A 12179-nucleotide genomic window follows, 5' to 3' on the forward strand; every position below is an offset into this window, starting at 1 on the left:
GGTGTCCTAGCGTCATGCCATGAAGATTCCAGCCGGGCTGAGCCGCGCGGTCCTCCGGGCGCGGCGGGACACCGGCTTTCTCGCCGCGGGCGTGCTGCCGCACCTGGCGCTGGTGCCCGTATGGGCTTGGGCGGCGGTGACTGCCGCCAGGACGGAGAACTGGCTCCTCACCGGTCCCGTGTCAGCCGCCTTGGTCCTGCTCGGCACCCCGGTGCTGACGGCCGTTCAGCGAGTTCGCTACCGGGCGCTCATCGGCGTGGACGTCCCCCGGCTCGCTCCCGCGCCGGAACAATGGACGTGGTCCTCGATCGTCCGGTGGCTCGCGGCGACGCGGCCTTGGCGCAAGATCGGCTACCACCTCCTGCTGGGCCCGTTGCTCGCACTGCTGGAACTGTTGGTGCTCGCGCTGGCAGCGGCGGGCTTGGCGGGTGCCCTCGCCTACGCCTGGTCCTGGGCGCTGCCAACCGAAATCCGGCAGCACTGGTTCGGCTACCTGACCCAATTACCGGCTTACACAGCGGCTGGACTCCTCCTCTTGTGCGCGTTGCCCTGGACCGCGCGGGCAGTAGCCCGGGCCGAGACGCGCCTGGCGTTGAGCCTGCTCGGGCCCAGCCGGGCGCAGCGGCTCCAGGAGCGGGTCGATCAGCTGGCCGGGAGCCGGACCGACTTGATCGAGGCCGTCGACGCGGAGCGCCGCCGGATCGAGCGCGACCTGCACGACGGCACCCAGCAGCGATTGGTGTCTCTCGCGGTCAATCTGGGTCTGGCCCTCGCCACCCGCCCGGACCTGCCGAGTGATGCCCGCGAGGTGCTCGCGAAAGCGCATCTGGAGGCGAAGGAGGCGATCTCCGAACTCGACGACCTGGTGCGGGGGCTCCACCCGGCCGTGCTCGAAGACCGAGGACTGGACGCGGCGTTGTCCGGGCTGGCTGCACGCACGCCTCTGCCGGTGCGGCTGCGGGTCGATCTGAAGGGAAGGGTGGCGCCCAACGTGGAGTCAGTCGCGTACTTCGTGATTTCCGAGGCGCTGACCAATGCGACGAAGCACGCCAACGCGATGCGGGCGGAGGTGACAGTGCGCCGGATCGGCGAGGTGCTGCGCGTGCGCGTTACCGACAATGGGCTGGGCGGTGCCGACGCCGCCACCGGGACGGGTCTGACCGGGCTGGCCAAGCGGGTCGGCTCTCTCGACGGGACCTTCCACGTCAGCAGCCCCGTCGGAGGGCCCACCACTGTCACCGCGGAGCTGCCGTGCGCGCGGTGATCGCCGAGGATTCGGTGTTGTTGCGAGTCGGCCTGATCAAGGTGCTGGAGGCGGGCGGGTTCCAGGTCGTCGCGGCAGCCGGCGACGCGGACGGACTGCTGGCTGCGATGGAAGAGCATCGGCCCGAACTCGCCTTGATCGACGTCCGGATGCCGCCCGGCTTCACCGACGAGGGCGTGCGGGCGGCGATGGAAATCCGCCGCCGCTGGCCGGGGACGCCGGTGGTGCTGCTTTCGCAGTACGTGGAGGAGCGGTACGCGGCCGACCTGCTGTCCGCGAACACCAGCGGGGTGGGCTACCTGCTCAAACAGCGGGTCGCCGATGTCGCCGACTTCGTGGCGGCGGTCCGGCGGGTGGCGGACGGGGGCACCGCCCTGGACCCGCAGGTCGTCGCCCAGCTGCTGCTGCGGCGCGACAGCGACCCGCTCGCGCGGCTGACCCCTCGCGAACGGGACGTGCTCGGGCTGATGGCGGAGGGACGCTCCAACGCCGGCATCGCGCAGGCGCTGGTGGTGAGCGAGAGTGCGGTGGCGAAGCACATCAACAACATCTTCGCCAAGCTCGACCTGCCCGTGGCCGACGCGGACCATCGTCGCGTCCTCGCCGTGCTGCGATTCCTCGGCGCGTCCCGGGCCTGAGGATCGCGGGAAAGTTCCAGAGCGGGCGGAGGTGCCGCCGCGGTATTCCCACACCCGATTCCGGTACTGGGCCGAGGAAGGAAGGGCCTTGCACGACGCCCAACGCCGGTCACGGCACGAGCTCTTCCGCTCCGCGACCCGGCCGAGGGAAGGCCCTAGTCGCCAGGACCGCGCAGACCACCGCCAGCGGCACCTCGGCGAAGACCGCCATCAGCACCGCCAACTGGAAGTCCGGACCCGGAGCAGCCGTCATCGTGTCGAACCAGGCGTCGGCCAGCAGCAGGGCCGAGGTCGCGGCGGAGGTCAGCCCGGCCCGGCAGTCGCCGCGTCGGAGGAGCAGTCCGGTGGCGAGCAGGCCCAGCGCCTCAAGGCTGTCCAGCCCGGTCCACGTCCAGGCCCAGTGCGAGGCCTGAGCGGTGGCAGGCAATTCAGTGTGCAGGAAGACCAGCCAGGGAATCATCGCCAGCCCGAGCACGGTGAGAACCGTGGCCAGCAAGGGGAACGTCGAAGTGGCCACGGTTTTCGGACGAATCCGTGGGACACCGCACGCCATGGCACCTGACTCCCTTCGGTGCCCGCCCCTCGGGCACGAAATCAGCATGTCGTCGCGGCGTGCCTGAGGCAGTAACGCTCCTATCCGACTTGAAGGTGGCAGTAAGTACACCTTCCGGCGCGGCTGGAGCACTAGGCTCGGTTCAATGACTTCCGCGTGGACGAACGAAACCGCGATCCAGCAGTGGAACTCCGGGAGCACCCGGGAATCGATGGAAGCGACCGCCGAGCGCGGGGACTTCGCCAAAGAGCATCTGCTCAACCCCGTCCTCCTGCGGCTTCTCGGCGATGTGCGCGGCCGCCGGGTGCTGGACGCGGGCTGCGGCAACGGGTATTTCAGCCGGATGCTCGCCGGACGCGGGGCCCAGGTGACCGGGGTCGAACCGGCCGAGAGCCTGATTTCGTTCGCGCGGGAGAAGGCGGGCGAGGGGATTTCCTACGCGCGGGCGGATCTCGCCCGGCTGCCGGAGATGGAGCCGTTCGACGCCGTCGTCTGCAGCATGGTGCTCATGGCGATTCCCGAGTGGAAGCCCGCGATGCGCGCCTGCGTCGAGGCGCTGCGGCCGGGCGGGCTGTTCGTGTTCGCCATCGTGCATCCGGCGTTCGAGGAGTTGCTCGATACCTGGCGGAAGTACGGCGAGTACCGCCAGACGGAGTATCTGGCCGAGTACGAGATCGCCGGACGCGACGCGTCCGACTTCCATCGGCCGCTTTCCGCGTATCTCAACGAAGTGGCCGCGCTCGGCTGCCGGGTGCGGGAGGTTGCCGAGCCGGGGCTGGATCCTGAGATGGCGGACGGGATCGAGAGTCACGTGCGGATGCCGAACTTCCTGATCGTCGCGGCGGAAACCGGCTGCCCGTTAGTGCCATGACCGGTTCCCGAACGACCCGGCCGCGGCCGCGTTGCCGATAGCGTGGTCGCATGCTGGACTACGGCCTGGATCTGTCCGAAATAACCCGCGAAGCCGCGCTGCCCGATTTGCTCGCGGAAGGCGACGACCTCGACGCGGTGGTGTCCGCCGAACCCGACTGGTCGAGACCGACGCCGGCCGAGGGATGGACGATCGCGCACCAGATCGCGCACCTCGCGGCAGCCGACGCGAACGTCGTCCTCGCCGTCCGGACGCCGGAGAAGTTCGCCGCGGTGCTGGGCGAAAACGCCGACGCGGTCGCGGCCGAGGGAGCCGCGCGACCGCGTGCGGAGTTGCTGGACCACTGGCGCGCCGGACGTGCCGAAGTCGCCGCGGCGCTCGGCGAAATCCCCTTGGACCAGGCATTTCCGTGGTACGGCTCGCAGTCGACCGCGACCCTCGCGGTGGCGCTTCGGCTGATGGAAACGTGGGCGCACGGGCAGGACATCTTCGACACCGTGCGCGTCGAGCACCGTCCGACGGACCGGCTCAAGCACATCGCCGCACTGGGCGTGGCCGGGCGCGGCCTGTCGTTCTACGCCGCTCAGCTGCCGCTGCCGACCGAGCCGATCCGGGTCGAACTGACCAGTCCCGAAGGGATCCTCTGGGGTTGGGGCCCGGACGACGCGGCGCAGCGGATCCGGGGCAGCGCAAGGGATTTCTGCCTCCGCATCACCCAGCGCCGCGGCTTGGACGAAACCGGTCTGGCCGCGATCGGCAAGGACGCGAAGGCATGGCTGGAGAACGCCCGGGTGTTCCTCTAACGCCGCTTGGGCCGCAGCAACGCGACGCCCACCGACAACGCGCTCGTCGACGCGACGTGAATCGCCAGCGCCTTCCGGTTCGGCGCCCACACCCCCGTCGTCGGACCGCCCGACCACATCGCTGCCACGAAACCGCCTGCAGCACAAGCCATTGCCCGCCACAGCGCGGGCGAACGATCCCGCCCGGCGGCCAAACCGGTGCCCACCGCACCGAACGCGCCCGCGGTGATCAGGGCTTCGCGCGCCATGTGGTACTGCACGTGCCCTTCGCCGTGGCGGGCCTCCGGTGCGCGGTAGCTCGGATCGGTGATGTGCGTGACCGTCTGCCACACCGACGGCGCCGCGGCGGCCAGGCCCGCGACGACGGCCGCCGCGCCAAGGGTTTCCCGCTTCATTGCTCGTCCTTTCCTTTGAGGTGATGCGAGACCCGCCGCAGCGCGTCGTTCACCACGTCGATGGTTTCCGGGTCGAGAGCCTTCGCGATTTCGCGTTCGATCTCCGTCTTGAGCTCGAACGACGCGAGCGCCTGCCGGGTGCCCTCCTCGGTGAGGGACACCAGCACCGAACGCCGGTCGCCTGGGTCCTTGTCGCGGCGGACCCAGCCGCGCGCCTCCAGCCGGGTGATCCGGTGCGTGACCGAACCCGAGGTCAGCTCGACCGCGGCCATCACCTGCCCGGGCGTCAGCCGGTGTCCCGGCGCGCGCTTGAGCGCGGCGAGCATCTCCAGCTCCCACAGCTCGATCCCGTGCGCGGACAGTTCGCGGCGCATGGCCAGTTCCAGCTGGTGCGCGACGCGGCGCAGCCGGTAGGACAGCGACTTCGCGGCCAGCACACCCTCGTCGCCGCCCCCGCGCCGGACAGCGTCCACCAGATCGTCGACCGCGTCCCGCGGCGCTGTGTTCACCGGCACGGACCTTTCTCTCGACATCAAGACAGTGGGAGAATACCTTGACGTCAAGAGAGTTCGCCACAGGAACTTCGACAAAGGGGGAATAATGGACATCGAGGTCGCAGTGATCGGCGCCGGACCGGTGGGGATGGCGGCGGCTGCGTTCCTGCACCGGGCGGGGGTCGCGGTCCGGGTCTTCGAGGCGGATCCGACCCGCGCGGGGCAGTCGCGGGCGACGACGATCCACCCGCGCACCCTCGAGCTTTTCGACGCGATCCCGGACGAACCGGGTTCGCTGGCCGCGCGCATGGTCGCCGCCGGAAACCCCGTGCCCGCCGCGCATTTCGCGACTCTGCCGAACCGGCTGGACTACCGCGGGCTCGACACCTCGTTCCCGTTCGTGCTCCTGCTGCCGCAGCCGGAAACCGAGCGACTGCTCGCCGAACACCTCGCCGGGCAAGGCGTCGTCATCGAGCCCGGGTGGAAACTCGCCAGCCTGACGCAGGACGAGCAGGGCGTCACCATCGTCTCGGAAACCGGCGACACCCGGCGGGCCGGTTACGTCATCGGCGCGGACGGCGCACACAGCGCGACCCGGCACGCGCTCGGCCTCGCCTTCCCCGGAACTCCCGCATCCACCATGGGGTTCCTCGCCGACGTCAAGCTGGAACGCCCGCCGGCCCACCCGCACAACTGGGACTACGAACGCGGTTCGTACAGCGCGTTTCCGCTGCCCGGCGGCATTTACCGGATCTTCGGCCACGAACCCGGCGACACCGGCCTCACCCCGGAGGAAGCCGCGCGCCGCCAGACTCAGATCCCCGACGAGGCCGAACTGCGTGCGACGCTCAAGCGGCTCGCCGACGACGATTTCGGCATCACTGAGGTGCTGTGGGCGTCGCGAACCGGAGACGCCACGCGCCACGCCGAGCAGTACCGCGTCGGCCGGGTGTTCCTCGCGGGCGACGCCGCACACGTGCACCTGCCAGCGGGCGGGCAGGGGCTCAACGTCGGCGTGCAGGACGCGGCGAACCTCGCGTGGAAACTCGCCGCGGAGGTACAGGGGCGCGCGCCGCGGCGGATCATCGACGGCCCGCAGTCCTACGACGCCGAACGCCGCCCCATCGCGGCCCGGCTCGCGGCGAACACCCTCGCCCAGGCGGCGCTCATGGTCACCTTCACCCCGGGCGGGAAAGCGTTGCGGGACTTGATGTCCGACCTCATCGGCCGCGACGGCGACACCGCGGACGAACTGCGCGGCTGGCTGTCCGGACTGGACGTTTCCTACGCCGAGGACGGCAGCCTCGTCGGCCGTCGCGTACCCAACCTTCCGCTCGCCGACGGCCGCACCCTCCATCGCGCGCTGCGGCCGGACCGGTTCACGCTCGTGACTTTCGGTTCCACCGTTGCCGAGGGCGAGAATGTCGTGCGCTCAACCCGCGACTGGCACGACTTGGCCGCCGTCCTCGTCCGCCCGGACGGTTACGCCGCCGACGTGTGGGCAACGGGCGAAGAAATTACCACCGACTGGACGGAGCACTGAATGGGAGCCGACACCGCACGCGGCCGCTTCGGCATTCTCGCGATCCTCTGCTCCAGCATCCTGGTCGTCGCGATGGACAACACCATCGTCAACGTCGCGCTCCCGGTCATCCGCACCGACCTCGGCGCGTCGATCAACGGTCTGCAATGGACGATCGACTCCTACACGCTCGTGATCGCCTGCTTTCTCATGCTCGCCGGGGCCACCGGGGACCGGTTGGGGCGCAAGCGAACCTTCCAGGCCGGGTTGGTCCTTTTCGGACTCGGTTCGCTGCTGTGCAGCGTGGCCCCGTCGATCGGCTGGCTGGTCGCCGCGCGCGTCGTGCAGGCGCTCGGCGGCGCGATGCTGAACCCGGTCGCGATGTCGATCATCACGAACGTCTTCGCCGACCCCGGCGAGCGGGCGCGCGCGATCGGGGTGTGGGGGTCGATCGTCGGGATCTCGCTGGGCGTCGGCCCGGTGCTCGGCGGCGTGCTGACCGAGAGCATCGGCTGGCGGGCGATTTTCTGGGTCAACGTGCCGGTGGTCGTCGCGGCGCTCGTGCTGACCGCGCGCTACGTGCCGGAATCGCGGGCCCCGCACCCGCGCCGCCCGGATCCGGTGGGACAGGTGCTGGTCGTGGTCCTGCTCGGCTCGGCGGTGACCGCGGCGATCGAAGGCCAGCGGCTCGGCTGGGGCTCACCAGCGATCCTGGGACTGGCCGGGCTCGGGGTACTCGCCTTGCTCGCGCTGATCCGCTGGGAACTCCGCCGCCCGGAACCGCTGGTCGAGCTGCGGTTCTTCCGGAGCGCGCCGTTCTCGTCGGCCACGGTCAGCGCGGTCTGCGGGCTCGCCGCGTTCGGCACGTTCCTGTTCCTGTCGCCGCTGTACCTCCAGGACGTGCGCGGGCTGTCGGCATTGCAATCCGGTCTGATGCTGCTGCCGACCGCCGTGGCCGTGACGATCGCCGCGCCGCTGTCCGGCCGCCTGGTCGCCACGCGCGGCGCGCGGATTCCGCTGCTGACCGCGGGGATCTCGATGACCGTCGTCGCCGTCTTGCTCACCACCGCGTCCGCGACGACGCCGCTGTGGATCCTCGCGATCGCGTACGGCGTGTTCGGCCTCGGCTTCGGCCTGCTGAACCCGCCCATCACCAACGCCGCGGTCAGCGGCATGCCCCGTTCCCAGGCCGGGGTCGCCGCCGCGGTCGCGTCCACCTCCCGGCAGGTCGGGCAGACCCTCGGCGTCGCCGTCGCAGGCACCATCCTCGCCGCCGCGGCCACCCCGCTCACCGGGTACGCCACGGCGTGGTGGGCGGTCGCGGGCGGGACCACGCTGATCATCGCGCTCGCCGTCCTCGCCACCACGGCCTGGGCGCGAGCAGGAGCGGAACGGGTCACCCGCCGTTTCGCCGACGAGCCGCTCGCCGAACCGGTCTAACCGAGGAATGGTGAATCGGGCAGAGGTGTGGTCCTTCCGTCGCCTATCCCGATCAACGGCCCCATGCCGGTGCGGGCGTCTCCAGAGTGGAAGATGCCCGCACCGCCGGAGGAAAGGCGCCATCCGCATGCCCACCCCGTCCGAGACCCCGGCCCTTCCGACCGACCGCCCGGCCGGCTGCCCGTTCGACCCGCCCGCCGAGTACGCCGCGTTGCGGGAGACCTCGCCGGTGTCGCGGATCCGCTGCCCGGCCGGGTTCGAGACCTGGCTGGTCACCCGTTACGACGACGTCCGCGCCGTGCTCGCCGACCCGGCGCTCAGCTCGCGCGGAGCCTCGTCGGCGCACGTCAAAGCCGATCTGGACCCGTACGACGAGGTCGACCCGGGTTCGATCATCCAGCTCGACGGCGCGGAGCATTCCCGGCTGCGCAAGATGGTCGTCGCGGAGTTCACCGTGCGGCGGGTGGAGCGGCTGCGCGAGTACGTCCGCGAGCAGGTCGAGCGGCACCTCGACGCGATGCTCGCCAAGCCCGGCCGCGCCGACCTGGTCCAGGACTTCGCGCTGCCGATCCCGTCGCTGGCGATCTGCGAACTGCTCGGCGTCCCGTACGCCGACCGCGAGCTGTTCCAGCGCCAGAGCAGCCTGCTGGTCAGCACCGACCAGGACGCGGGCACCACGGACCAGGCGTTCCACGAACTGGCCGGTTACCTGGGCGCGCTGTTCGCCGGCAAGCAACAGGACCCGCAGGAGGACCTGTTCAGCAAGCTCATCGTCCGCGCCGAGGCGTCCGGGGAAGCGCTCGACCTGGACGAGCTGATCATGCTCGGCCTCAGCCTCCTCGTGGCCGGGCACGAAACCACCGCCAACATGATCGCGCTCAGCGCGCTCGTGCTGATGGAACACCCGGAGCAGCGCGCGCAAGCCCTCGCCGACCCGCCGCGCGCGGTCGAGGAACTGCTCCGGTACCTCTCGGTCGTGCAGTTCGGGGTGCTGCGGTATGCCACCGAAGAGGTCAAGGTCGGCGACCAGACGATCGCTGCGGGCGACTGGCTGATCGCCGCGCTGAACTCGGCCAACCGCGACGAGGACCGGTACCCGAACGCCGACCGGCTGGACTTCACCCGCGAATCGCCGCGCACGCATGTCGCCTTCGGGTTCGGCGCGCACCAATGCATCGGACAGCAACTCGCCCGGGTCGAAATGCAGGAAGCATTGACCGCGTTGTTCCGCCGCGTGCCCGACCTGCGACTCGCCGTGCCGAAGGAAGCTTTGGCCTACAAGCACAACACGCTCGTCTACGGTCCTGAGGAGCTGCTTGTCGCCTGGTCCGCGTAGTTCGTCCGGCCGATCCGCGGCCACTCGGGTTAACCTCGTCGCGCACACCAGCGCACACCAGGGGGAACCGATGGCCGCGGACCAGCCTTCGCGCAAACGCGACGCGACGGCGACCAAGGCCGCGCTGCTGGACGCCGCGGCCGAACTGTTCGCCGACCGCGGCTTCGACCGCACGACGGTGCGCGACATCGCGCACCGCGCGGGCGTCAACCAGGCGTTGCTGTTCCGGTACTTCGGCAGCAAGGACGCGTTGTTCGAGCACGTGATGGCGCGCGGCGGCCTGGCCCAGGTCGAGACGACCCCGCCCGAACGGCTGTTCACCGCGGCGCTGCGGAGCCTGCTCGAACGCGACGACTCGGCGTCCCGCTCGATCGAGACCTACCTGCGGTCCTCCGGCACCGACCGCGCCGACGAAGCGCTGCGCGCGCAGCTCGACGCCGAGTACACCCGCGCGCTGTCCGGACTCACCGACGCGCCGGACGCCGAACTCCGCGCCGACCTCGCGATGGCCTGGCTGCTCGGCATCGGGCTGGTCCGCTCGATCACCCGCAAGGACCCGCTCGCCACCGCGCCCGCCCACGAGGTCGAGCGGCTCATCGGCCCGGCCGTGCGCACCCTGCTCGAACGCAGTAAGTAATTCGCTACAGCGGCGGATGGCGCGCCGATACCGTCGGCGTATGTTCCCGTCCGCCACCGAGCCCGACCAGCTGACCCGCGAAGCGCTCCTGCCCGCGGTACGCGACCTGCTCCGGACGCTCGGCGAGCCCGGCGAACCCGTGCCCTTCGAGGACGGTTCCCTGCCGGTGTACGCCGTCGGCGACCAGCTCGTCCTGAAGCTCTTTCCGCCGGTGCACCTGGACGAGCTGACCACCGAGCGCACCATGCTGGAAGTCCTGCACGGCAAGCTCCCCGTCCCGACCCCGGGCGTCGTGCACGCCGGACTCCGCGACGGCTGGGGTTACGTCGTGATGGAACGGCTGCGCGGGCGCCCGCTCAAGCAGGTCTGGCCCGAACTGTCCACTGCGGACAAACTCGCGCTCGCCCCGAAGATCGGCGAAGCCCTGTCCACCTTGCACTCGGTGAACGACCCGGCGTTGTCCGTGCTCGCTCCCCCGGACTGGGCCGCGTTCCTTGCCGGGCAACGCGAAAAACTGGTCGACCACCACCGCAAGACCACATTGGACGAACACTGGCTGGCCCAGCTCCCGGACTTCGTCGACGCGGTCGACCTGGGCACGCCGGAAACCGTGCCGTTGCACACCGAAGTCATGCGCGACCATCTGATGGTCACCCGCGAAGGGGATGGCTGGCAGCTGTCCGGCCTGTTCGATTTCGAACCCGCGATGCGCGGCGCGCCGGAATACGAGTTCGCGGCGGTCGGCTTGTTCGTTTCGAGCGGCGACTCGGCATTTCTGCGGAGTCTTCTGCTCGCTTACGGTTACCATCCGGCAGAGCTCGGCCCGGACTTCTCCCGCCGTTGCCTCGCGTACACGCTTCTGCACGTGTACAGCGACTTTCGCTGGTACCTCGACGTGCTCCCGGCGCCGCGAGAACCTACTTTCGTCTCCCTCGCCGACGCATGGTGGGGCGTATGAGGGGTACCCCCGGACTACCCCGCGACATACCCCCGTAAAAAGGAGTGAAATACGCGACAACCCGGCAATCGCGACGGACACTGGAACCGTTCCCGGGGTACACCAGGGGCCGGGACAGAAGGAGGAACCGCCGTGACTGCCGAGTTGAACCATCGGGAGCGGGCAACCTTGCGTGCCGTCGCCGAGGGGCACGCGGAAATCAGCTGCAGCTGTGAACCGGACCTGTTCGTCGACGGGCTGAGCCTCTGCGACCAGGGCACGGTCCGCGACCTCGTCCGCAAGGGCCTGATCGAACCCGCCGAGGACGGAGCGTGCGGCGCGCGGGTGCGCGCGGCGCTCACCGAGGCCGGGGTGCGGGCGCTGGACGGAAAGCCGGTCGCAGCTTGATCTTCGGGGCCTGAGCCGGGGCTACCCGCGCACCCACTCCTCCCCCAGCTCGGCCGCGACAGCCTCGCCGCCGGTGAGGTCGGCGAGCCAGCCGCTGAACCGGTCTTCCTCGCCGGGAGCGAGCCCGACCTCGAAGTGCGCCGCCGCTTCGAAGCGTGTCCCGTGCAGCACGTACGGCGACGCGCGGAGATCGTTTTCGAAGCGGCCCGCACGGGTGTAGTCCATCGTTACGTCGAACAGCCGCAATCGCCGGTACTCCACCAGGCCTACCGCGTCGAGCGCGTCCGACACCGCTTGCCCGTACGCGCGGATCAACCCGCCCGCGCCGAGCAGCACTCCGCCGAAATGCCGCGACACCACCGCGACCGTGTCGGTGACCTCGCGGCGGCGCAAGACCTCCAGCATCGGCACCCCGGCCGTCCCGGCGGGCTCGCCGTCGTCGCTGGAGCGCTGAGTACGGCCGTCCGGGCCGAGGACGAACGCGTGACAGTGGTGCCGCGCCGCGGGCTCCGCGCGCCGGCGGGCCGAAATGATCTCCCGCGCGGCCGCTTCGTCGCCCACCGGAGCGAGCGCGCACAGGAACCGTGAACGCCGTATTTCGATCTCGTGCAGCCCGGCCACTGCCACGGACAGATAACGATCAGTCATCGGCGCTCCCCCTCATGACCCCCAGTCAACCAGCATCGAACGCGGGGTTGACACCCGGCAGGCAGACAGGTTTACGCAGGTCAGCGGCTTCGCTGACCGCGTGGCGGGAGAGACGGCCCGACATATGGGAGTACCCCGGAGGGCGTCAACGTATGCGTGGCCTTTCCCACGAGAGCGCGATGACGTATGTCGATCACAGCGAATTCACACTATCGTCATAAGACCCGGCGAAC

Annotated in this window: 14 protein-coding genes; 10 read left to right on the forward strand and 4 right to left on the reverse strand. The window is 70.2% G+C overall.

What is annotated here, in order from left to right:
- Positions 1-19: 19 nt before the first annotated feature.
- Together DMP23_RS06855 and DMP23_RS06860 are read left to right on the forward strand one after the other, a co-directional pair.
- A complete protein-coding gene (locus DMP23_RS06855; RefSeq protein WP_337820491.1) occupies positions 20-1264 on the forward strand; it encodes a sensor histidine kinase in 1245 nt (414 codons plus the stop codon).
- Positions 1252-1902, forward strand: coding sequence for a response regulator transcription factor (locus DMP23_RS06860; RefSeq protein WP_336161058.1), 651 nt, complete (start codon positions 1252-1254; stop codon positions 1900-1902). Before DMP23_RS06855 ends, DMP23_RS06860 begins: the two co-directional genes overlap by 13 nt.
- A gap of 109 nt (positions 1903-2011) precedes the next feature.
- Here DMP23_RS06860 and DMP23_RS06865 read toward each other — a convergent pair whose 3' ends face one another.
- Positions 2012-2419, reverse strand: a complete 408-nt coding sequence (locus DMP23_RS06865) for a hypothetical protein (protein ID WP_336161059.1) — start codon at positions 2417-2419, stop codon at positions 2012-2014.
- A gap of 181 nt (positions 2420-2600) precedes the next feature.
- On the opposite strand from DMP23_RS06865, the gene DMP23_RS06870 reads away from it, so the two are divergent.
- Both DMP23_RS06870 and DMP23_RS06875 read left to right on the forward strand, forming a co-directional pair.
- A complete protein-coding gene (locus DMP23_RS06870) occupies positions 2601-3326 on the forward strand; it encodes a class I SAM-dependent methyltransferase (protein ID WP_337820492.1) in 726 nt (241 codons plus the stop codon).
- A gap of 50 nt (positions 3327-3376) precedes the next feature.
- Positions 3377-4129 carry a maleylpyruvate isomerase family mycothiol-dependent enzyme gene (locus tag DMP23_RS06875; RefSeq protein WP_037817552.1) on the forward strand — a complete coding sequence of 251 codons (753 nt, stop codon included), beginning with the start codon at positions 3377-3379 and terminating at the stop codon, positions 4127-4129.
- Here the strand turns inward: DMP23_RS06875 and DMP23_RS06880 are convergent.
- Both DMP23_RS06880 and DMP23_RS06885 read right to left on the reverse strand, forming a co-directional pair.
- The gene (locus DMP23_RS06880; RefSeq protein ID WP_037817553.1) at positions 4126-4524 is read right to left on the reverse strand and encodes a hypothetical protein; all 399 of its coding nucleotides are present in this window, start codon (positions 4522-4524) and stop codon (positions 4126-4128) included. The two genes, DMP23_RS06875 and DMP23_RS06880, sit on opposite strands and share 4 nt — an antisense overlap.
- Positions 4521-5033 carry a MarR family winged helix-turn-helix transcriptional regulator gene (locus tag DMP23_RS06885; protein WP_336161062.1) on the reverse strand — a complete coding sequence of 171 codons (513 nt, stop codon included), beginning with the start codon at positions 5031-5033 and terminating at the stop codon, positions 4521-4523. Before DMP23_RS06885 ends, DMP23_RS06880 begins: the two co-directional genes overlap by 4 nt.
- A gap of 91 nt (positions 5034-5124) precedes the next feature.
- Between DMP23_RS06885 and DMP23_RS06890 the strand changes: the two genes are divergently transcribed.
- From DMP23_RS06890 to DMP23_RS06915, 6 genes are all read left to right on the forward strand, one after another.
- The gene (locus DMP23_RS06890; protein WP_037817555.1) at positions 5125-6561 is read left to right on the forward strand and encodes an FAD-dependent monooxygenase; all 1437 of its coding nucleotides are present in this window, start codon (positions 5125-5127) and stop codon (positions 6559-6561) included.
- Positions 6562-7980 carry a DHA2 family efflux MFS transporter permease subunit gene (locus DMP23_RS06895; protein WP_037817557.1) on the forward strand — a complete coding sequence of 473 codons (1419 nt, stop codon included), beginning with the start codon at positions 6562-6564 and terminating at the stop codon, positions 7978-7980.
- A 127-nt stretch (positions 7981-8107) separates the two neighbouring features.
- A complete protein-coding gene (locus tag DMP23_RS06900) occupies positions 8108-9316 on the forward strand; it encodes a cytochrome P450 (protein ID WP_037817558.1) in 1209 nt (402 codons plus the stop codon).
- Positions 9317-9386: 70 nt separating this feature from the next.
- On the forward strand, positions 9387-9953 hold the full coding sequence (locus tag DMP23_RS06905) for a TetR family transcriptional regulator (protein WP_037817562.1): 567 nt from the start codon (positions 9387-9389) through the stop codon (positions 9951-9953).
- Positions 9954-9993: 40 nt separating this feature from the next.
- Positions 9994-10911 (forward strand): phosphotransferase, encoded by a 918-nt coding sequence (locus DMP23_RS06910; protein ID WP_037817565.1) that lies wholly within the window; start codon positions 9994-9996, stop codon positions 10909-10911.
- A gap of 132 nt (positions 10912-11043) precedes the next feature.
- Positions 11044-11298: a hypothetical protein gene (locus DMP23_RS06915; RefSeq protein ID WP_037817566.1), complete on the forward strand. Its 255-nt coding sequence runs from the start codon at positions 11044-11046 to the stop codon at positions 11296-11298.
- Between the two features lie 21 nt (positions 11299-11319).
- On the opposite strand, the gene DMP23_RS06920 is transcribed toward DMP23_RS06915, so the two are convergent.
- Positions 11320-11946: a YigZ family protein gene (locus tag DMP23_RS06920; RefSeq protein ID WP_037817567.1), complete on the reverse strand. Its 627-nt coding sequence runs from the start codon at positions 11944-11946 to the stop codon at positions 11320-11322.
- Between the last annotated feature and the right edge of the window lie 233 nt (positions 11947-12179).

The sequence above is a fragment of the Amycolatopsis sp. A1MSW2902 genome (assembly GCF_017312175.1).
GTDB lineage: Bacteria > Actinomycetota > Actinomycetes > Mycobacteriales > Pseudonocardiaceae > Amycolatopsis > Amycolatopsis nivea.

Bases quoted from the DNA above. Each gene is read 5' to 3' on its own strand.
- DMP23_RS06855 (WP_337820491.1), top strand. From the start codon at position 20: ATGAAGATTCCAGCCGGGCTGAGCCGCGCGGTCCTCCGGGCGCGGCGG.
- DMP23_RS06870 (WP_337820492.1), top strand. From the start codon at position 2,601: ATGACTTCCGCGTGGACGAACGAAACCGCGATCCAGCAGTGGAACTCC.
- DMP23_RS06875 (WP_037817552.1), top strand. From the start codon at position 3,377: ATGCTGGACTACGGCCTGGATCTGTCCGAAATAACCCGCGAAGCCGCG.
- DMP23_RS06880 (WP_037817553.1), bottom strand. From the start codon at position 4,524: ATGAAGCGGGAAACCCTTGGCGCGGCGGCCGTCGTCGCGGGCCTGGCC.
- DMP23_RS06890 (WP_037817555.1), top strand. From the start codon at position 5,125: ATGGACATCGAGGTCGCAGTGATCGGCGCCGGACCGGTGGGGATGGCG.
- DMP23_RS06895 (WP_037817557.1), top strand. From the start codon at position 6,562: ATGGGAGCCGACACCGCACGCGGCCGCTTCGGCATTCTCGCGATCCTC.
- DMP23_RS06900 (WP_037817558.1), top strand. From the start codon at position 8,108: ATGCCCACCCCGTCCGAGACCCCGGCCCTTCCGACCGACCGCCCGGCC.
- DMP23_RS06905 (WP_037817562.1), top strand. From the start codon at position 9,387: ATGGCCGCGGACCAGCCTTCGCGCAAACGCGACGCGACGGCGACCAAG.
- DMP23_RS06910 (WP_037817565.1), top strand. From the start codon at position 9,994: ATGTTCCCGTCCGCCACCGAGCCCGACCAGCTGACCCGCGAAGCGCTC.
- DMP23_RS06920 (WP_037817567.1), bottom strand. From the start codon at position 11,946: ATGACTGATCGTTATCTGTCCGTGGCAGTGGCCGGGCTGCACGAGATC.